Source organism: Streptomyces sp. NPDC028308 (assembly GCF_055565855.1).
In genome coordinates this window covers 26938-45619 of the sequence record NZ_JBVHTO010000003.1, presented here as the reverse complement: position 1 = coordinate 45619, position 18682 = coordinate 26938, and the positions used below count along the sequence as shown (strand labels likewise).

18 protein-coding genes and 1 pseudogene are annotated in these 18682 nt (G+C 71.8%); 10 read left to right on the top strand and 9 right to left on the bottom strand.

Annotated features, from left to right (window positions below; all coding sequences use genetic code 11):
• Positions 1-31 precede the first annotated feature (31 nt).
• Entirely contained in the window at positions 32-1447 is a 1416-nt protein-coding gene (locus tag ACZ4VA_RS07890) for a sensor histidine kinase (protein WP_355788035.1), read from the bottom strand.
• A gap of 9 nt (positions 1448-1456) precedes the next feature.
• The gene (locus ACZ4VA_RS07885; protein ID WP_356243880.1) at positions 1457-2143 is read right to left on the bottom strand and encodes a response regulator transcription factor; all 687 of its coding nucleotides are present in this window, start codon (positions 2141-2143) and stop codon (positions 1457-1459) included.
• A 283-nt stretch (positions 2144-2426) separates the two neighbouring features.
• Here ACZ4VA_RS07885 and ACZ4VA_RS07880 point away from each other — a divergent pair, with 283 nt between their 5' ends.
• The 8 genes from ACZ4VA_RS07880 (at position 2427) to ACZ4VA_RS07845 (ending at position 9434) form a co-directional block, all read left to right on the top strand.
• Positions 2427-3203: an amino acid ABC transporter ATP-binding protein gene (locus tag ACZ4VA_RS07880; protein ID WP_468080370.1), complete on the top strand. Its 777-nt coding sequence runs from the start codon at positions 2427-2429 to the stop codon at positions 3201-3203.
• A gap of 61 nt (positions 3204-3264) precedes the next feature.
• Positions 3265-4104, top strand: a complete 840-nt coding sequence (locus tag ACZ4VA_RS07875) for a glutamate ABC transporter substrate-binding protein (protein ID WP_355788042.1) — start codon at positions 3265-3267, stop codon at positions 4102-4104.
• 105 nt (positions 4105-4209) lie between these two features.
• Positions 4210-4878, top strand: coding sequence for an amino acid ABC transporter permease (locus ACZ4VA_RS07870; RefSeq protein WP_356172424.1), 669 nt, complete (start codon positions 4210-4212; stop codon positions 4876-4878).
• On the top strand, positions 4875-5792 hold the full coding sequence (locus ACZ4VA_RS07865; RefSeq protein ID WP_356172427.1) for an amino acid ABC transporter permease: 918 nt from the start codon (positions 4875-4877) through the stop codon (positions 5790-5792). Before ACZ4VA_RS07870 ends, ACZ4VA_RS07865 begins: the two co-directional genes overlap by 4 nt.
• A 499-nt stretch (positions 5793-6291) precedes the next feature.
• Positions 6292-8043, top strand: coding sequence for an FAD-dependent monooxygenase (locus ACZ4VA_RS07860; protein WP_356172430.1), 1752 nt, complete (start codon positions 6292-6294; stop codon positions 8041-8043).
• An 80-nt stretch (positions 8044-8123) separates the two neighbouring features.
• A complete protein-coding gene (locus ACZ4VA_RS07855; RefSeq protein ID WP_355783336.1) occupies positions 8124-8426 on the top strand; it encodes a putative leader peptide in 303 nt (100 codons plus the stop codon).
• 76 nt (positions 8427-8502) lie between these two features.
• Complete coding sequence (locus ACZ4VA_RS07850; RefSeq protein ID WP_355783333.1) at positions 8503-9030, top strand: cupin domain-containing protein; 528 nt, start codon at positions 8503-8505, stop codon at positions 9028-9030.
• The gene (locus ACZ4VA_RS07845) at positions 9027-9434 is read left to right on the top strand and encodes a rhodanese-like domain-containing protein (RefSeq protein WP_468080366.1); all 408 of its coding nucleotides are present in this window, start codon (positions 9027-9029) and stop codon (positions 9432-9434) included. The genes ACZ4VA_RS07850 and ACZ4VA_RS07845 overlap by 4 nt, the downstream gene beginning before the upstream one ends.
• A gap of 749 nt (positions 9435-10183) precedes the next feature.
• On the opposite strand, the gene recX is transcribed toward ACZ4VA_RS07845, so the two are convergent.
• Complete coding sequence (gene recX / locus ACZ4VA_RS07840) at positions 10184-11077, bottom strand: recombination regulator RecX (RefSeq protein ID WP_468080364.1); 894 nt, start codon at positions 11075-11077, stop codon at positions 10184-10186.
• 3 nt (positions 11078-11080) lie between these two features.
• Complete coding sequence (gene recA / locus ACZ4VA_RS07835) at positions 11081-12205, bottom strand: recombinase RecA (protein WP_355783324.1); 1125 nt, start codon at positions 12203-12205, stop codon at positions 11081-11083.
• A 462-nt stretch (positions 12206-12667) separates the two neighbouring features.
• Here recA and ACZ4VA_RS07830 point away from each other — a divergent pair, with 462 nt between their 5' ends.
• Positions 12668-13516, top strand: a complete 849-nt coding sequence (locus tag ACZ4VA_RS07830) for a hypothetical protein (protein ID WP_452922649.1) — start codon at positions 12668-12670, stop codon at positions 13514-13516.
• A 3-nt stretch (positions 13517-13519) separates the two neighbouring features.
• Here ACZ4VA_RS07830 and ACZ4VA_RS07825 read toward each other — a convergent pair whose 3' ends face one another.
• Positions 13520-14776, bottom strand: coding sequence for an AI-2E family transporter (locus tag ACZ4VA_RS07825; RefSeq protein ID WP_468080361.1), 1257 nt, complete (start codon positions 14774-14776; stop codon positions 13520-13522).
• Between the two features lie 264 nt (positions 14777-15040).
• The gene (locus ACZ4VA_RS07820; protein WP_355783315.1) at positions 15041-15235 is read right to left on the bottom strand and encodes a DUF3046 domain-containing protein; all 195 of its coding nucleotides are present in this window, start codon (positions 15233-15235) and stop codon (positions 15041-15043) included.
• A gap of 80 nt (positions 15236-15315) precedes the next feature.
• Here ACZ4VA_RS07820 and ACZ4VA_RS07815 point away from each other — a divergent pair, with 80 nt between their 5' ends.
• Positions 15316-16269: a prenyltransferase/squalene oxidase repeat-containing protein gene (locus ACZ4VA_RS07815; protein WP_356172440.1), complete on the top strand. Its 954-nt coding sequence runs from the start codon at positions 15316-15318 to the stop codon at positions 16267-16269.
• A 278-nt stretch (positions 16270-16547) separates the two neighbouring features.
• Here the strand turns inward: ACZ4VA_RS07815 and ACZ4VA_RS07810 are convergent, their stop codons facing one another.
• The 3 genes and pseudogenes from ACZ4VA_RS07810 to ACZ4VA_RS07800 form a co-directional block, all read right to left on the bottom strand.
• Positions 16548-16856: an AzlD domain-containing protein gene (locus tag ACZ4VA_RS07810; protein WP_355782593.1), complete on the bottom strand. Its 309-nt coding sequence runs from the start codon at positions 16854-16856 to the stop codon at positions 16548-16550.
• Positions 16853-17605 (bottom strand): AzlC family ABC transporter permease, encoded by a 753-nt coding sequence (locus ACZ4VA_RS07805; protein WP_356243906.1) that lies wholly within the window; start codon positions 17603-17605, stop codon positions 16853-16855. Before ACZ4VA_RS07805 ends, ACZ4VA_RS07810 begins: the two co-directional genes overlap by 4 nt.
• Before the next feature lie 263 nt (positions 17606-17868).
• Positions 17869-18618 (bottom strand): annotated as a pseudogene (locus tag ACZ4VA_RS07800) (AraC family transcriptional regulator); the annotation flags it as partial.
• Between the last annotated feature and the right edge of the window lie 64 nt (positions 18619-18682).

The following is an 18682-nucleotide window of genomic DNA, read 5'->3' as shown; positions in this document are numbered from 1 at the left end:
CATAGGGCCCGGGAGCCGCCCTCCGCGGCCCTCAGGAGGCCTGCCGGGTCCTCGGCACGGTGACCGTCACCCGCAGGCCGTGGGGCTCGTGACGGGCGTACGCGATCGAGCCGCCGCCGGCCGACAGCAGGGCCCGCGAGATGGACAGGCCCAGCCCCGAGCCCTTGACGTTCTGGTGTCCGGCACTGCGCCAGAAGCGGTCGCCGACACGGGCCAGCTCCTCGTCCGTCAGGCCCGGCCCCCGGTCGGTGACGACCACCCTCGACGTCTCGCCGTTCGACGCCACCAGCACCTCGACGCTCTCGCCCTCGGGCGTGAACTTCAGGGCGTTGTCGATCACCGCGTCCAGGGCGCTGGACAGGGCGATGGGATCGGCCCAGGCGGTGGTGGCCGGGCAGGTCCCGGTGAGCCGGACCCCCTTGCTGTCGGCGACCGGTCCCCAGGCCGCCACCCGCTCCTGAGCCAGCTCGCCGATGTCGGTGAGGCACAGGTCCGCCTCGGCGTGCTCGGCGAGCGCCAGATCGAGCAGGTCGTCCAGGACCTGCGCCAGGCGCTTGCCCTCGGTGCGGACGGAGGCGATCTCCTCGTTGCCCTCGGGCAGTTCGAGCGCGAGCAGCTCGATGCGCAGCAGAAGTGCCGAGAGCGGGTTGCGCAGTTGGTGCGAGGCGTCGGCGACGAACGCGCGCTGCTGTTCCAGGACGTCCTCGACGTTGTCGGCCATCTCGTTGAACGACCGTGCCAGGCGCCGCAGTTCGGGCGGCCCTCCGGCCGCCGCGACCCGCGACTTCAGCCGTCCGGTCGCGATGTCGTGGGTGGTCGCGTCCAGGACGCGTACGGGCTTGAGGACCCAGCCGGTCAGCCGCAGCGCGGCACCGAGGGCGAGGAGCATGGCGGCGATCTCGCCGGCGCCGATCCAGAGCCAGCCGTGCAGGGTCCGCGAACGCAGCTCCCCGGTGGGCGAGTCGGTGACGACGACCGCGACGACGTCGCCGTCGCGGATCACCGGGGACGCGACGACGAGCCGGCGCCGCTGCCAGGGCCAGACCTGCTTCGGGTCGTGGCTGCGGCGCCCCAGGAACGCCTCCGCGAACGCGTCGCGGCCCTCGCCCTTGACAGGTACGTACCAGTTCTTCGGAGCGTTGGCCATGGGGGCTTGGCCGGACCGGTAGAAGACGCCGGCTCTGATCCCGTAGACGTCGTTGTAGGTGTCGAGTTCGTCCTGCAGGATGTCGCGGCGCTCGTCGTCCCCGGCGCCGTCCGACCGGGAGCCGGTGGGAGGGTCGGTCACGAACTGGGCGAGGGCGGCGAAGCGCGCGGTGTCGTCGATGCGGTCGACGACCACCTTCTGCTGCTCGGCGGCCGCCAGGCTCGCGGCCAGCGGCACGCCGAGCGCGAGCAGCACGGCGGCCATCAGGACGATGAGCAGCGGAAGAAGGCGAGTGCGCACCGGTGCACGCTACGACGTGGGGGTGACGAGCCGGTACCCGACGCCGCGCACGGTCTCGATCAGCGCCGGCATGCGCAGCTTGGAGCGCAGGGACGCGACGTGCACCTCCAGGGTGCGCCCGGTCCCCTCCCAGCTGGTGCGCCAGACCTCGCTGATGATCTGCTCCCGGCGGAACACCACACCGGGGCGCTGGGCCAGCAGCGCGAGCAGGTCGAACTCCTTGCGCGTGAGCTGGACGACCGTGCCGTCGACGCTCACCTGGCGGGTCGGGAGGTCGATGCGCACGGCGCCGAGCCGCAGGGCGCTCTCGCCACCGGCCGCGGCGTCCTCGGGGACGGTGCGCCGGGCGACGGCGTGGATGCGGGCCAGCAGCTCACCGGTGTCGTACGGCTTGACCACGTAGTCGTCGGCGCCGAGGTTGAGTCCGTGGATCCGGGAGCGCACGTCGGCGCGGGCCGTGACCATGATCACCGGGGTGCTGGTGCGCTTGCGGATCTTGCCGCAGACCTCGTAGCCGTCCTGGTCGGGCAGTCCCAGGTCGAGCAGGACCACACCGAACCCGGCGCCCTCGGGAACCAGCGCCTGGAGGGCCTCCTCGCCGCTGCGGGCGTGCGTCACGTGGAAGCCGTGCCGGGCCAGGACCGCGGACAGGGCGGCGGCGACGTGGTTGTCGTCCTCGACGAGGAGCAGTCTCATCCCGGCCCCCTCCGGTTCATCGGTCGTACGGTCTGGGCTTGTATTGACCGGCACACATGTGTGCACCCTGGAAGTCACGCTGATGGACGACGACGGCGTCAAGGGCGTTCCGGTTCGGGGCGGCTTCCGTTACCCAGCCGGTACGCGCTCCGTCCGCGGCCGTCACGGTGAGTACCCGGACGCTACCGGATCGTTATGCTCAATATTCCCTCAGATGTAATGACGCTGGTCGTACGGGGTCACTACTGTCCACCGAAACCGAGGAGGACGGAGCCCCAGAGCGATGACCGAAGTATCGGTGGCCAAGGACGCCGTGGCCGCGACCGACGAGCTGGTCGTCCTGAAGAGCGTCAACAAGCACTTCGGCGCGTTGCACGTGCTCCAGGACATCGACCTGACGATCGCCCGTGGCGAGGTCGTCGTGGTCATCGGACCCTCCGGGTCCGGGAAGTCCACCCTGTGCCGCACCATCAACCGTCTGGAGACGATCGACTCGGGCCACATCTCGATCGACGGCAAGCCGCTGCCCGAGGAGGGCAAGGCGCTCGCCCGGCTGCGTGCCGACGTGGGCATGGTCTTCCAGTCCTTCAACCTCTTCGCGCACAGGACGGTGCTCGAGAACGTGATGCTGGGCCAGGTCAAGGTCCGCAGGGCCGACAAGAAGGTCGCCGAGAAGAAGGCCCGCGAACTGCTGGACCGGGTCGGTGTGGGCACGCAGGCGGACAAGTACCCCGCGCAGCTGTCCGGCGGCCAGCAGCAGCGGGTCGCGATCGCGCGGGCGCTGGCGATGGACCCGAAGGTCATGCTCTTCGACGAGCCGACCTCGGCACTGGACCCCGAGATGATCAACGAGGTCCTGGAGGTCATGCAGCAACTCGCGCGTGACGGCATGACCATGGTCGTCGTCACCCACGAGATGGGCTTCGCTCGTTCGGCTGCCAACCGAGTGGTGTTCATGGCCGACGGACGCATCGTCGAAGAGGCTGTGCCGGACCAGTTCTTCAGCAACCCCCGCAGCGACCGGGCCAAGGACTTCCTGTCGAAGATCCTGCACCACTGACACGGCCCGCATCTCTTCAGTACTGAAGACCTGTATCTCTTCACATCAAAGGATGTTCACGATGAAGCTCCGCAAGGTAACCGCCGCCTCGGCCGCCGTCCTGGCCCTCGCCCTCAGCGCCACCGCGTGCGGCGGCGACGACAAGGACGACTCCGGCTCGGGCTCCGGCGGGGGCAAGATCAAGGTCGGCATCAAGTACGACCAGCCGGGCCTCGGCCTGAAGGAGCCGGACGGCTCGTTCTCCGGTTTCGACGTGGACGTCGCCACCTACGTGGCCAAGGAGCTCGGCTACAAGCCCGACCAGATCGAGTTCGTCGAGACCAAGAGCGCCGACCGTGAGAACGCGCTGGCCCGCGGCGACGTGAAGTTCATCGCGGCCACGTACTCGATCAACGACGAGCGCAAGCAGAAGGTCGACTTCGCCGGCCCCTACCTGCTGGCCCACCAGGACCTGCTGATCAAGGCCGACTCGGACATCACCAAGGGCACGGACCTCAACGGCAAGAAGCTGTGTTCCGTGACCGGCTCCACCTCGGCGCAGAACGTCCAGAAGACGATCGCCCCGAAGGCCCAGCTGAAGCAGCAGGCCGGCTACTCGGAGTGCATCGCGGGCCTGCAGAGCGGCGCGGTGGACGCGGTGACCACGGACGACTCGATCCTCGCGGGCTTCGCCGCGCAGGACAAGTACAAGGGCCAGTTCAAGCTCGCGGGCCTCAAGCTCAGCAACGAGAACTACGGCATCGGCATCAAGAAGGGCGATGCCGCGACCGAGAAGAAGATCAACGCCGCCCTCGAGAAGATGGTCAGCGACGGCGCCTGGGAAAAGGCCGTGAAGGACAACTTCGGTCCCGCCGAGTACAAGAACGAGCCGGCGCCGAAGATCGGCGTCATCGTCAAGTAACGCCCGCAGGTCCACAGCGCGCCGCCGCCCGCCGCGATCACGGCGGCGGCGCGCCGTGTCCGCCCCGTAGCCACGTACTCCACACACCCGGAAGCGCGGGAGATCGTGTTCGACTTTCTTGAAGGTTACGACGTCCTCGGGGCGTTCTGGATGACGGTGAAACTCACCGTCCTGTCCGCCATCGGCTCGCTGATCTGGGGCACGCTCCTCGCCGCGATGCGGGTCAGCCCGGTCCCGCTGATGCGCGGGTTCGGCACCGCCTATGTGAACATCGTCCGGAACATCCCGCTGACCGTCATCATCGTCTTCACCTCACTCGGTCTCGCCGACATCTTCGGCATGACGATGGGCGCACCCGACAACTTCGACGACCAGAGCTTCCGGCTCGCCGTGCTCGGACTGATCGCGTACACCGCGTGCTTCGTCTGCGAGGCGATCCGCTCCGGCATCAACACCGTGCCCGTCGGCCAGGCCGAGGCCGCCCGCGCCATCGGCCTGAGCTTCAGCCAGGTGCTGCGGCTCATCGTGCTTCCGCAGGCCTTCCGTTCGGTGATCGGCCCGCTGGCCAACGTCCTGATCGCGCTGACCAAGAACACCACCGTGGCCGCCGCCATCGGCGTCGCCGAGGCCGCTCTCCTGATGAAGAAGATGATCGAGAACGAAGCCCAGACCCTCGCCATCGGCGCGGTGTTCGCCCTCGGCTTCGTGCTCCTGACCCTGCCCACCGGTCTCATCCTCGGCTGGCTGAGCAAGCGACTGGCGGTGAAGCGATGACCTCCGTCCTCTACGACGCCCCGGGCCCCCGCGCCAAGCGGCGCAACGTGCTCCTCTCCGTTGTCTTCTTCGTGCTGCTCGCCCTGGTGCTGTGGTGGGTCTGGACGAAGCTGGACGAGAAGGGCCAGCTGAAGTGGGCGCTGTGGGAGCCGTTCACCACTGGTCAGGCCTGGACGACCTATCTCCTGCCGGGCCTCGCGGACACCCTGAAGGCCGCGGCGCTCGCCATGGTCATCGCCCTTCCGCTGGGTGCGGTCTTCGGCATCGCCCGCCTGTCGGACCACCGGTGGGTGCGTGTCCCGGCCGGCGTGGTGGTGGAGTTCTTCCGCTCCATCCCGGTCCTGCTGCTGATGCTCTTCGCCAACGAGGTCTACGTCCGCTCCACGGACGTCACCAGCGAGATCCGGCCCCTGTACGCGGTCGTCACCGGCCTGGTGCTCTACAACGCCTCGGTCCTCGCCGAGATCGTCCGGGCGGGCATCCTCTCCCTCCCCAAGGGGCAGTCCGAGGCCGCCATGGCGGTCGGCCTGCGCAAGAGCCAGACGATGACCAGCATCCTGCTGCCGCAGGCGGTCACGGCCATGCTCCCGGCCATCGTCAGCCAGCTCGTCGTCATCGTGAAGGACACCGCACTCGGCGGTGTGATGATCGGTTTCACCGAGCTGCTCAGCGAGCGCGCCACGTTGGCCGCGAACTACGCCAACGTCATCCCGAGCTTCATCGTCGTCGCGATCCTCTACATCGTGCTGAACTTCATCCTCACCAGCTTCGCGAGCTGGCTCGAGGCCAGGCTGCGCCGCAGCAAGAAGAGCACCGGCGCGGTCCTCGGCACCAAGGACGTGGAAGAGATCAACGCCGCCGAGGTGGGTGGCACCTTCGGCACCGGTGCCGGCGGTGGCGGCGGCTTCGCGTGACCCGCTGACCCGGATCGGGACATCCCGCTCGACCCGGGCCGCGTGGACGGTGCCCTCGGAGCAGGACACCGTCCACGCTGAGATCGCACCGGCCGACGGCCGGTCCCGGCGGCAAGGCTCCGGACGGGGGCGGCAGGACTCCTGCCGCCCCCGTCCGGCGTCCGCGTCGGCACGCCGAGCCCCTCGGCCGCCCGCACGGACAAGGCTCTCCCCCCACACGTCAGTAGAGCGGCACGAGTCGGGTCCCGCCGCCCGCCGGCCGCGGCTTCGCCGGCGTCCGAGCCGGCCCGGCGGGCAGGACCGGAGCGCGTGCCGGCTCGACGGCATGATCCGGACGACGCCCGGTGTCGTCCGGCCTCCGGCCGGGGACCCGCTGCCTCCGTCACTTGACGCAAGCACCGGCAATGGGTTGCATACGTTCTGTGATCGTGCACCCCGCTCCAACTGCCTGTTTCCGTACGTCTTCGAGGACTCCGCTCCGGGCAGGGGGCACCGCGTCATGGACCCGGTGATCATCGTCGGCGCGGGGCCCGTGGGGCTCACGCTCTCCCTTGCGCTGGCCCGCCACGAGGTCCCCTCCGTGATCCTCGACGAGAGCCCGGGCAAGGAAGAGCAGCGGTTGGCACGCACCGTCGTCCTGCGCGAGGACACCGCCGCGCTCGTCGAGCGGCTGACCGGATTCCCGCTGGACGCGGCCGGTCTGCGTTGGGCCGGATGGCGGTCGATGCGGCGCAAGCAGGTGATGCGCGAGATCAGGTTCGACGGGGACGGCACGGCCGCCACGGAGGGTGGCACGGGGCGCCCCGGCGGCGCCGTGGTGCCGGCCCAGAAGCCCGGCGGCGCGCGCGGCTCCGTCGGCGCGGGAGGCTACGGCGCCGCACACGGCCCGGCCGGCGCCCAGGGACCCGTCGAGTCCGGTCAGGCCCCACCGCTGCACCTCGCCCAGCACGTCCTGACCACCGTTCTGCGCGAGGCCATCGCCCGCGAGCCGCTGGCCAGGATCGCGGTGAACAGCCGGCTCGACGCCCTGGAGCAGGAGAAGTCCGGCGTCACCGCCCACACCCGCGGCCCCGAGGGCACCTGGTGGCGCGGCAGCCACCTGGTCGCCTGCGACGGTCCGCGGTCGACCGTGCGCAAGCTCCTGGACATCCGCTTCCCGGGCCGCACGGCCGTGGAACGGCACGCCGTGGCGGCGCTGCGCACCGAGCTGCCCTGGCACGGCGAGGCGGTGCTGCACCGGATGCCGCCCTGGCGGACGACGGGCCCCTCGGCCGGTGAGGTGACCGGACGGCCCCTGCCGGACGGCGTGTGGCGTCTGGACTGGCTGCTGCCGCCGGGCAAGGACCTGGTCACCCCCGACCTGCTGGTGGCCCGTATCCGGGAGACCCTGGCCGGCTGGAGCGGCGGCCCCACACCCCCGTACGAACTGCTCGACACCGGTGTCCACACCGTCCACCACCGCCTCGCCCGCCGCTGGCGCGTGGGCCGGGTCTTCCTCGCGGGAGACTCCGCGCACCTGCTCGGCGCGCTGGGCACCCAGGGTCTGGACGAAGGTCTGCGGGACGCCGACAACCTCGCCTGGAAACTGGCACTGGCCTGGCACCAGGGCCCGCACGAGGCGCTGCTCGACAGCTACCAGGCCGAGCGCCGCGCCGTCGTCGCCGCCCGGCTCCGCGCCGCCGACCAGGCGCTCCCGCTTCTGCGCGGGGGCGGAGGACTGCGTTCGTACGTCCCCGGCTCGGCCCGCGGCCACGACGCGCTGCTCACCGACGGCCACCTGGGACGCGGTTCGCTGGGCGCGCCGGGGGCGTACGCCGATTCGCCGCTGGCCCCCGAGCCCAGCGAGGCGGCGGCAGCGGTCGCCACGGCGCCGGGCTCGCCGGTGACGGACGTACGGGTGACCGCCGAGGACGGCTCCTTCGTTCGGCTCCGGGACCGGCTGGGCCGGGCGGTGCTGCTCGTGGTGCTGATCGCGCCGGGAACGGGCGTGTGGGAACGCAAGCACTGGGTCTCGGCGGGCATCATGCCCCGGCTGGCGGCCGCCGTGACCGCGCTGCCGCATCCGGCCGAGCTGCTGGTCGCGGAGAGCTACCCGGGGGCGGCAGCGCACACCGTGCTGCTCGTCCGTCCCGACGGCCACCTGGTCACCGCGCTGAGCGGCGTCCGCCCGGCCGACCTCTACGCGGCGGCCGAGGCGACCCTCGGCGGACCGGCACGGACGGGGGCGCAGGCGACGGCGGGCAAGAGCTGAGGCGCGGGCGCGCCCGGGTCGCGGCGCGTTGGACGCCACCTCGTGCGGGCCTGGAGCGGGCGGCCTCCACGGCTGCGTGGATGCCCAGAGACGCCGTGCGTCCGTCCCGCCGCGCCCTCCTCGCGACCCCGCCACGGGTTCTTCTTGAACCGGAGCCGAGCGGGGCGCGGGCCCGACGCGAGCCTTCCTGGCGACGGGCCAGGTCACGCGGTGTCCGTCCGCCTCCCGGCTCACCGCGCGGTCCACATAGTGACAGTGAGTTGAACCGCCCGCGTCGTCGTGGTCTACTCCCGATCGTGACCGACACCTGCGTGCATCTGTGGCGGAGGGTCCACATGGACCTCGTCCGCTATGCGGGCTGCGTGTGTCGTCCGTCCTGCTGAATTCGCCTCTCTCCTCCCGCGTGCCCGCCTTCGTCGGCGCGGCGCGCCCCCACGCGAAAAGCCCAGGACGGTACCCGTGTCTGTGTCACCCTCTGTCTCCGCACCCGCGCACACCCCCACCCAGGCCGAACTGCTGGACTTCGTGCGCCGCGCGGCCGCCGACGCCGCACTGATCGACTCCCTGCCGCTCGACCCCGAGGGCCGTACCTGGGTACGCCTCGAAGGCCCCGGCGGCAGCGAGGCCTGGCTCATCGGCTGGCCGCCGGGCACCGGGACCGGCTGGCACGACCACGCCGACTCGGTCGGCGCCTTCCTCACCGCGTCGGGCGAACTCAAGGAGAACTCCCTTGCCGCCCGTCTGCCCACCGACGGCTGGCGCACCCTGGAACTCACCGAAGGCGTGGACCGGGAGCGGCGCCTGACCGCCGGCAAGGGCCGCTCGTTCGGCCGTCACCATGTGCACGAGGTGCTGAACGAGTCCACGGAGGAGCACGCGATCTCCGTGCACGCCTACTATCCGCCCCTGCCGCAGATCCGCCGCTACAGCCGTACGGGCCAGGTGCTGCGTCTCGAGCAGGTCGAACGTCCGGAGGACTGGCAGTGAGCACGCGTCCCGAACGACCCGTGGGAATCGACGAGTTGCTGGAGCGGGTCCGCGAGGGCCTCGACCGCGTGACGGCCGAGGAGGCGTACGACGCCACCCGCACGGACGAGGCCCTGCTGGTCGACATCCGGTACGTGGCCCTGCGCGAGCGCGACGGACTCATCCCGGGCGCCCTGGTCGTCGAGCGCAACGAACTGGAGTGGCGCCTGGACCCCCAGGGCAGCCACCGCGCCCCGGAGGCCACGAGCCATGACCTGCGGGTCGTGGTCGTCTGCAACGAGGGCTACGCGTCGAGTCTGGCGGCGGTGTCGCTGCGGCAGCTGGGACTGTGGCGGGCGACCGACCTGGTCGGCGGGTTCCAGGCGTGGAAGGCAGCCGGACTCCCCGTGACCCCTGCCTCGTAGGGGACCTGTAGGGGATGGCCCTGCGGCACCCGTGCAGGTCCCGACGCCGTGGGGCGGCCTCCGCGCCGGGGTGCGGTTGCGGGGATTACTCGGCGGCACCAGGGCAGGTCCCGGCGCCGTGGGGCGACCTCCGCGCCGGAGTGCGGTTGCGGTTGCGGTTGCGGTTGCGGTTGCGGCAGTCGTGCGCCGAAGTGGGCGCCCCTTGTCGTAAGGCGTCCGTGCACAGGTGTCTGTGCATCGCTGTGGCCCGGCGTCTCCCGCGGGGGTCAACCCCGCTTCGGCGAGCGGGAGTTGCCGCGACCTCGGCACCGGAGTCGTTTGCCCCCGGGGTGCCACCGGCGCGGGGCAGATCCGCGTTACCGCCGTACGGGCCCCGAACGCGGTCGGCGCCCCCGCGCGTCCACCGAGTTCAGGGCCCGTGACCGGACAGCCGGTGCGGCGCCGCTGAGCTAACGCTGACGGACCGGTCCGTCACCCACGGAGCGGACGGAGTCCGTGCGGCCGACCGCGCCGTCACGCACGCCCAGCCCAACGCGCCTACTCGGTCTCCCCACGCTCGCCTGATCGTCCCGCCCTTCCACCCTCCCCGCGCGCCCGGTCGTCACGTCGGCCGCGCCGTCACGCACGCCCGATCGTCACTCCGACACCCCCGACGCCCCCACCCGGTCCTCACGGCCACCCCCGCCGGGACAGAAGCCCGCCCGTCACCGCCGCCCCCTGAAGCCAACCTCCCAGTCCTTCCCCGGAGGTCAGAAAATCTCGTCCCCCAGCCCTTCCGTGTCCTCGCCCTCTTCCTCCAGGGCCTGTCGGACCACCCGGAGCGCCATGCCCTCGGAGTAACCCTTGCGGGCGAGCATGCCCGCGAGACGGCGCAGCCGCTTGTCGCGATCGAGGCCGCGAGTGGAACGCAGCTTGCGGGCCACGAGCTCGCGCGCGGTCGTCTCCTCCTGCTCGGAGTCGAGCCGGCCGACGGCGTCGTCGATCAGCGTCGAGTCGACCCCCTTGGTCCGCAGCTCCCGCGCGAGCGCCCGGCGGGCCAGACCCCGGCCGTGGTGCCGGGACTCCACCCAGGCGTCCGCGAAGGCACCGTCGTTGATCAGTCCGACCTCCTCGAACCGGGACAGCACCTCCTCCGCCACGTCGTCCGGGATCTCGCGCTTGCGCAACGCGTCGGCCAGTTGCTTGCGCGTGCGCGGGGTCCCGGTGAGCAGGCGCAGGCAGATCGCCCGTGCCTGCTCAGCCGGGTCCCGCGGGGGCTCCCCCTGCTCGGCCCTCGACGAGAAAGGGGGGCCTCCGTCCTGTGTGCCGGAGGTGTCACCGGGCGGGTCGCCGAATCCCCCGCGCCGCCGGCGGCCCCGGTTTCGTCCGCCCCCGCGCGGACCCCCGTCACCCGCCCGCCGGCCACCGCCACGGCGCGGCCCGTCCCCCGACGGATCCCCACCTTCGGCAGGACCACCCTCGGCTCCGTCGCCGAACGGCCCCGCGGAGCCGTGAGCGTCGCCGTCGTACGGCCCTTCGGCGTCGTACACCTCACTGCCCTTCCACCCGTCGCCGTCCGGGGACGACATGCCGTCCCGTCGGGACGGCCGCCCTTCGGGGGCGACGGGTCGGGCGTACTCGGCCCAGTCGGTTCGCCGTGTCACGGACTAGCTCTTTGCCGCCGCGGCCTTGGACTTGGTGGTCTTGGCCGCGGGAGCGGGCACCGTCTTCGCGGCGTCGTCCGGAGCGACCGAGACCGCCGCGTCCGCACCCGGTTCGGCGGCGGGCTTCTCCGGCTTCACGCCGACGCCCAGCTTCTCCAGGATCTTCTTCTCGATCTCGTTGGCGAGGTCGGGGTTGTCCTTGAGGAAGTTGCGCGCGTTCTCCTTGCCCTGGCCGAGCTGGTCGCCCTCGTACGTGTACCAGGCGCCGGCCTTGCGCACGAAGCCGTTCTCCACGCCCATGTCGATCAGGCCGCCCTCGCGGCTGATGCCCTGCCCGTAGAGGATGTCGAACTCGGCCTGCTTGAAGGGCGGCGCGACCTTGTTCTTCACGACCTTGACGCGGGTGCGGTTGCCGACCGCGTCGGTGCCGTCCTTCAGCGTCTCGATGCGGCGGATGTCCAGACGCACCGAGGCGTAGAACTTCAGCGCCCGGCCACCGGTCGTGGTCTCCGGGGAGCCGAACATCACGCCGATCTTCTCGCGGAGCTGGTTGATGAAGATCGCGGTGGTCTTCGACTGGTTCAGCGCGCTGGTGATCTTGCGCAGGGCCTGGCTCATCAGTCGGGCCTGGAGACCCACGTGCGAGTCACCCATCTCGCCCTCGATCTCCGCACGCGGCACCAGGGCCGCGACCGAGTCGATGACGATGAGGTCGAGCGCGCCGGAGCGCACCAGCATGTCGACGATCTCCAGGGCCTGCTCGCCGTTGTCCGGCTGCGACAGGATGAGGTTGTCGATGTCGACGCCGAGCTTCTTCGCGTACTCGGGGTCGAGGGCGTGCTCCGCGTCCACGAACGCGACCTGGCCGCCGGCCCGCTGGGCGTTGGCCACCGCGTGCAGGGTCAGGGTCGTCTTACCGGAGGACTCCGGGCCGTACACCTCCACCACTCGGCCGCGGGGCAGGCCGCCGACGCCGAGAGCGACGTCGAGTGCGGTCGATCCGGTGGGGATGACCTCGATGGGCTCGTTCGGCCGCTCGCCCAGGCGCATCACCGCGCCCTTGCCGAATTGCCGTTCAATCTGTGCGAGCGCGGCGTCCAGCGCCTTCTCGCGGTCGGTTCCTGCCATGGGTTCCACCCGATTTGCTTGAGTCGATCGCTTCACGTCAAAGACGCTAACGCCTGCCACTGACAATGCGCCTCGACGCCCGCCCGCCCTGTGGATAACTCGGACACTTCTGCCTGAAATCCCCGTCGAAAGCCCTGCCGGAGACTCCATAAGAATGGATGTTCGATTTTAGTGTCAAGCGCACCACGCGGGCTCACGGGGTGCGAGTGACCCTGCTTCGGGTCTCTGACACAGAGCCCGGCATCGAACGCCCCGACCTCGGCACCGACCCGGCACCAAGGGCCCACCGCGCCCCGGACGCCGCGTCGGACCCGAGCCGACGAGGCCCAGGCCGGGGCCTCTTCCCGACCCCTGCTCCCCCCTTTTCCGGCCCCTACTACCCGCCCCCTACTTCCGTGGGCGTAGGGCAGAAGACTTCGGCCGTAGGACGACCCCGGAGCCCCTCCCGCCGAAGCTGGTCCCATGCAACGTCGCAGTGGCTCCCGCGTCCCCGCCGGTATCGCCGTCACCGCCCCCGCTCCCCCAGCCGCACCGCTTCCCGTCCGCGCGGCCGCCGCCCGCTCCCGGTGGAGCACGGCACGTGCCGCCGAGCGCTTCTGCCACGCCACCGGCATCGCGCTCACCCTGTCCGGTCTGGCCCATCTGGTGGTGTTCGCCGTGGACGGCGGCCCCTGGGACGGCCCGGTCTCCTGGCGCAAGCCCGTCACCTTCGCGCTCTCCTTCGGGCTGACGCTGATGGCGGTCACCTGGGTCACCTCGTATCTGCGGATGGGGGCCCGGCTACGGACCGCGCTGCTCGTGGTCTTCGCCGCGGACTGCGTTCTCGAGGTCGGCGGGATCACCCTTCAGGCCTGGCGCCGGGTGCCCTCGCACCTCAACATGGAGACCGCCTTCGACACCGGGGTGTCGATGACGCTGGCGGTGGGCGGCGGCGTGCTCGTCGTGGTGCTCACCGCGTTCGCGCTCGCCTCGTTCCGGCGGCGGCCCGACGGCCCCGCGGGGATGCCGCTCGCGCTGCGTTCCGGATTCGCGATCCTGCTCGTGGCTCTGCTGTCGGGAGCCGCGATGATCGCGCGCGGTGTCGTCCTCACCCGGACCGGCCACCAGACGGCGGCGTACGACTCGACGGCCCCGCTCAAGCCACTGCACGGCGTCAGTCTGCACGCCGTGCTCGTGCTGCCGGCGGTGGCCTGGCTCCTCTCGCGCACGTCGTGGAGCGACCTGACGAGGCGGCGGCTCGTGCTCGCGGCGGTGGCCTGTTACGGCACGGCGGTGGCCGCCGCGGGCGGGTGGGCGCTGCTCGGCCTCTGAGGACTACTCGTCCCCGGACTCCGTCTCCTCCCTCTCCCCCGTCTCCCGCCGGGTCCGCAGCCCGCGCGCGCGTCTCAGGAGGCTGCCCGGTCTGCGCCCCCGGTGCCCGTGGACCCGCGGGTCGTCCGTGACGTCGTACCGCTTCACGTACGCGCCCAGGAACGCCTGGAGCGTGGCGACCGCCGGGATGGCGACGAGCGCGCCGACGGCACCGAGGAGCGCGGTGCCCGCGATGACCGAGCCGAAGGCGACCGCGGGGTGGATGTCCACGGTCTTCGAGGTCAGCTTGGGTTGCAGTACGTAGTTCTCGAACTGCTGGTAGATCACGACGAAGAGCAGCACCCACAGCGCGTACCAGGGATTGACCGTGAACGCGATCAGCATCGGCAGGGCGCCCGCGAGATAGGTGCCGATGGTGGGGATGAACTGGGACACCAGGCCGACCCAGACCGCGAGCACGGGCGCGTAGGGGATACCCAGGGCCTGGAGGAGGACGTAGTGCGCGACGCCCGAGACCAGCGCCATCAGACCGCGCGAGTACAGGTAACCGCCGGTCTTGTCGACGGCGATCTCCCAGGCGCGCAGCACCTCGGCCTGCCGGGCGGGCGGGAGCACGGAGCAGAGCGCGCGTCGCAGCCGCGGCCCGTCGGCGGCGAAGTAGAACGAGAACAGCGCGATCGTCAGCAGATGGAAGAGGCCGCCCAGCACCTGCGCGGACACGTCCAGGACGCCCGTGGCGCTGTTCTGCACGTACTTCCGCAGCCAGTCCGAGTGGACCAGGCTGTCCTGGATGTCCACCCGTCTGAGGTCGGTGTGGAAGGTCGCGTTGATCCAGTTGATGACCGAGTCGAGGTACTCCGGGAAGCTCTCGACCATCTTGATGATCTGACCGGCGAGCATCGAGCCCAGGAGTGTGACGAAACCGGCGGCCACGACCATCGCGCCGAGGAAGACGAGGAAGGTCGCGAGCCCCCTGCGCATCCCGTGCCCGGCCATCCAGCTCACCGCGGGCTCGATGGCGAGCGCCAGGAAGAACGCGATCAGGATGTTGATCAGCAGGCCGGTGAGCTGGTGGAACGCCCAACTGCCCAACTGGAAGACGGCGATGAGGGCGAGGGCGAGCACCATGGCGCGCGGCAGCCAGCTGGGCATACGTCCACCCCGTCCGGCGGCGTCCCCGGCCGGAGGGCCTGCGGGCGGCGTCGTACCGAACGGCGACGGGTGCTGGGCGACCTGCGAGGTCTCGTCTGTCGGGGCCACGGAGCAAGTCTCGCCCACACCACCGACAATCGGCTCCACTCGTCCGATCTCGTGACCCTTCAGCGGCTCAGGGGGCCGGGTCTCGGGGCCTCGCGGACTCCCGGCTGCCGGTTCCGACGCCGGTTCCGACGCCGGTGCCGACGCCGGAACTGGTGCCGGTACTAGTGCCGAGTCCGCCATCCCCGCCCGCCGTCCGCCGTCCGCCGTCCGCCGTCCGCCGTCCGCCGGGCTCCACGGTCCTGCCCGGGTTCCGCTCCCGATGTGTCAGCGGTTCTCGTGCGGCACGTTCATGGCCGTGCAGACCACCCGCCACACGTCTTTGGCCTCCCAGCCCGCGTCCAGTGCCTCCTGCACCGTGCGCCCGCCGAGTTCCGTCATCACGTGATCGCGCGCGAAGGTGTCGGCGTACCCCGCCCCGAAGTGATCCGCCATCCGCTGCCAGAAGACCGTCAACCGCATGACACCAGTATCCCGCCCCTGAGGGTGGGCCCCGGCCGGTACCCCTTGCCGGAAACGCTTTCCGTCCTACGGTCTGACCCATGGCCGAAAACGGAGCATCCCCACTCCCCCCGACGCCCCCGGCGCGGACCCAGCTCTCGCGCGCCGAGCACTTCGTCTGGCTCACCGCGCGCGTGCTGGAGCAGCGGCGTTTCGCGTACCACTTCCTCGACGACGGCGACGGGAACGCGGACGCGGTGGAGACCGCGCTGGCCGCGTACCGCAACGAGGACGGCGGGTACGGTCACGCGCTCGAACCCGACCTGCGCGGTCCCGCGAGCCAGCCGCTGCACACCGCGCACGCGCTGCGCGTGCTCGACTCCATCGGGCGGTGCGGCGGACAGCGGGTGGAGCGCGTGTGCCGCTATCTGACCTCCGTGTCGACGCCGGACGGTGCCCTGCCCGCGATCCATCCCAGCCAGCGTGGCTATCCGGCGGCCCCGTTCGTGCCGGTGGTGGACGACCCGCCGAGCGATCTGCTGGCCACCGGGCCCGTGGTGGGCCTGCTGCACCGCAACGAGGTGTGGCACGCCTGGCTGTTCCGGGCCACCGACTTCTGCTGGCAGGCCGTGGAGTCCCTGGAGAAGTCCCACCCGTACGAGATCGAGGCCGCGGTCGCCTTCCTGGACGCGGCACCCGACCGCTCGCGCGCGGAGGCCGCCGCCGACCGGCTGGGCCGCCTGACGCGCGAGCAGCGGCTCGCGGTGCTGGATCCGGCCAGGCCGGACGCGTACCCGGTGGCGCCCGGTTACGCGCCCGGCGAGCACCACTTCCCGTACGACTACGCGCGGACGCCGGACTCCCTCGCGCGCGCGTGGTTCACCGACGACGAGATGGCCCGCTCACTGGACCATCTGACGAGCGAGCAGCGGGAGGACGGCGGCTGGCCGGTCCGCTGGCGCCAGTGGGCCCCGGGAACGGCCCTGGAGTGCCGCCCCATGGTGACGATCGAGGCGTTGCGCACGCTGCGCGCGTACGGACGGCCGTTGAGCTGACCGCGCCGGTGGGCGACGGCCTCGTCCGCCGAGGGGGCGAGGCCGTCCCGGCGTAGGCGCGGTGCCGCCGCTCGACGAGCGGACCGGAGGCCGAGAGGCGAGAGGCGAGAGGCCGAGCATGGCGGGGATCGGCAGCCGTGACCGACCCCAAGGACTCAGGTCGAGCGGAGCGGCGATCGGGCGCCGTAGCCGGCCCCGAGGCCGAGGCCGAACACGGCGGCGGACCGCCACCCCGGCCGCCCTGCCGGCCGGCCCGCACGGCCGCCACCCCCGCCGCGTCAGCCCGTCACCGCCCGCACTCCGGCCGTCACCGCCACCGCCACAAGCACGACGAGCAGGAAGGGCGCACGCAGGATCAGGGCCACCGCGGCCGCCGCGAGTCCGGCGGCCTTGGCGTCCAGCACCAGCGCGCGCCCGTCCGCGAAGGTCTGCTGGGCCGTGAGGGCGGCGAGCAGGGCGACCGGCAGGAGCGCCGCGAGGCGCTGGACGAGGGGCCGTTCCAGGACGCCCGCGGGGACCAGCAGTCCGACGAGTTTGACGAGGTAGCAGCCGACGGCGGTGGCGCCGATCGCGATCCAGATGTTCAACGGTCTTCCTTCCGTTCTTCGCCGGCCTCGGTCATCCTCCGGCGGCCGGTCGCCCACAGGACGGCGGGGGCGGCCAGCGCGGCCACCAGGACGGGCACACCGGCGGGCAGGACCGGGAGCAGGCCGAGTCCCAGGACGACGGCGACGCCCGCCACCGCGCGCTCGGTACCGGACTTCAGCATCGGCGCGAGGAGCGCGAGGAAGACCGCCGGACCGGCGGCGTCCAGCCCCCAGGCGTCGGTGTCACCGATGGCCTCGGCTCCCATCGCGCCGAGCAGCGTGGTCAGGTTCCACAGCACGTAGAGCGTGAGTCCGGTGACGGTGAAGCCGATACGGACGCTGCGCCGCGTGGGCTGGGCGAGCGCCACGGCGGTGGTCTCGTCGATGACCCACTGCGCGGCGAACGGCCGCAACGCGCGCGGGAGGGCCAGCAGCTGCGACAGACGGAGCCCGTAGAAGGCGTTCCGCACGCCCAGGAAGAACGCTCCGGCCGCCGCCGTCAGCGGGTTGCCTCCGGCGGCCAGCGCGCCCACCAGCGCGAACTGGGAGGCGCCGGTGAACACCAGGAGGCTGAGTGCGCAGGTCTGCAGCAGTGTCAGCCCGCTGCCCGCCGAGGTCACCCCGAAGGCGAAACCGGACAGGCCGACGGCGACCCCGACTCCGAGTGCGTCTCGTACGACGGCGGCGTCGGGTTTCCCCGCCTGCCGTCCGTCCCCGCCTGTGTCCCGGTCGTCCTGCGTGGCGTGGATGTCCCGCGCTCCCCGGGTGTCCTCCGCGTCTCCGTCCCGTCGGGTCCGGCCGCCGGGTCGGTCCTGGTCGCGTGCGTCTGCGGTTGCTGGCTGTTCTCCCACGCCCCCGACGGTAGGAGAAGACCGTCCGGCGGGTCTTGTACGTTCTTGCGCGGCCCGTCGCTCCGCTGGTCCCGCACGCCTTCGCCCGCCTTCAGGCGCTCGCGCTGGTACGCGCCCGGCGGCACCCCCACGATCCGGGTGAAGTGGCGGTTGAGATGCGGCTGGTCGGTGAAGCCGACCGCGACGGCGGCCTCCACGGGGGCGGTACCGGCGTCCAGGAGGTGCCGTGCGCGACGTACCCGGGCGTCCGTCAGCCAGGTGTGGGGCGGCATCCCGTAGGTGTCCCGGAAGGCACGCAGCAGCGCGAACGGACCGGCACCGAGGTCGGCGGCGAGCCGCTCCAGGGACGGCGGGTCGGCCATGCGCTCCTCGAGCACGGCACGCGCGCGTGCCGCGATCCGGGCGCCCGCGGTGCGTACCGCGCGGCGCGGCATCGGCCCGCCGTTCAGCCGCAGCAGCCGGGTGACGGCCACCCGCAGGAGCGTGTCGGCGGCGAGCGCGTTGCCCTCGTCGGCCGCCCGGAGCACCTGGTGGACCAGGCGGGCGGCGTACGGATCGTCCAGTACGGGGCTGGTGAAGCCGGGCGTGCCGTGGATCCGGGTGGTCTCCGCGGCGATCTCGGCCACCAGGTCCGGCGACGGGTACACGGCTCCGTACCGCCAGCCCTCGGGGACGCCCGCGCGGCCCGTGTGCGGGGTCTCCGGATTGACCAGCGCCAGGGAGCCAGGGCCCGCGTACTGGTCGGCGCCGCCGTGGTGGAAGACCTCGACGCCCTCGGAGATGGCGGCGATCACGAAGTTCTCGTGGGTGTGCCGAACGAAGATCTTCTCGACGTAGCTGGCGCGCAGCAGGTCGACACCGGGCAGCTCCGCGTACTGCCAGTGCCGTGCCCGCTCCCCGGAACCCGCCATGCACTCCATTCTGCGCCAGCCCTCGCCCCGCCCTTCTCCCGCCGCCGCACCGCTCCTCGTTTCC

Coding starts and splice junctions, on each gene's coding strand:
- ACZ4VA_RS07815 (WP_356172440.1), top strand. CDS start 15,316: ATGGCCGAAAACGGAGCATCCCCACTCCCCCCGACGCCCCCGGCGCGG.
- ACZ4VA_RS07880 (WP_468080370.1), top strand. CDS start 2,427: ATGACCGAAGTATCGGTGGCCAAGGACGCCGTGGCCGCGACCGACGAG.
- ACZ4VA_RS07865 (WP_356172427.1), top strand. CDS start 4,875: ATGACCTCCGTCCTCTACGACGCCCCGGGCCCCCGCGCCAAGCGGCGC.
- ACZ4VA_RS07860 (WP_356172430.1), top strand. CDS start 6,292: ATGGACCCGGTGATCATCGTCGGCGCGGGGCCCGTGGGGCTCACGCTC.
- ACZ4VA_RS07820 (WP_355783315.1), bottom strand. CDS start 15,235: ATGCGGTTGACGGTCTTCTGGCAGCGGATGGCGGATCACTTCGGGGCG.
- recA (WP_355783324.1), bottom strand. CDS start 12,205: ATGGCAGGAACCGACCGCGAGAAGGCGCTGGACGCCGCGCTCGCACAG.
- ACZ4VA_RS07885 (WP_356243880.1), bottom strand. CDS start 2,143: ATGAGACTGCTCCTCGTCGAGGACGACAACCACGTCGCCGCCGCCCTG.
- ACZ4VA_RS07830 (WP_452922649.1), top strand. CDS start 12,668: ATGCAACGTCGCAGTGGCTCCCGCGTCCCCGCCGGTATCGCCGTCACC.
- ACZ4VA_RS07875 (WP_355788042.1), top strand. CDS start 3,265: ATGAAGCTCCGCAAGGTAACCGCCGCCTCGGCCGCCGTCCTGGCCCTC.
- ACZ4VA_RS07855 (WP_355783336.1), top strand. CDS start 8,124: ATGCCCAGAGACGCCGTGCGTCCGTCCCGCCGCGCCCTCCTCGCGACC.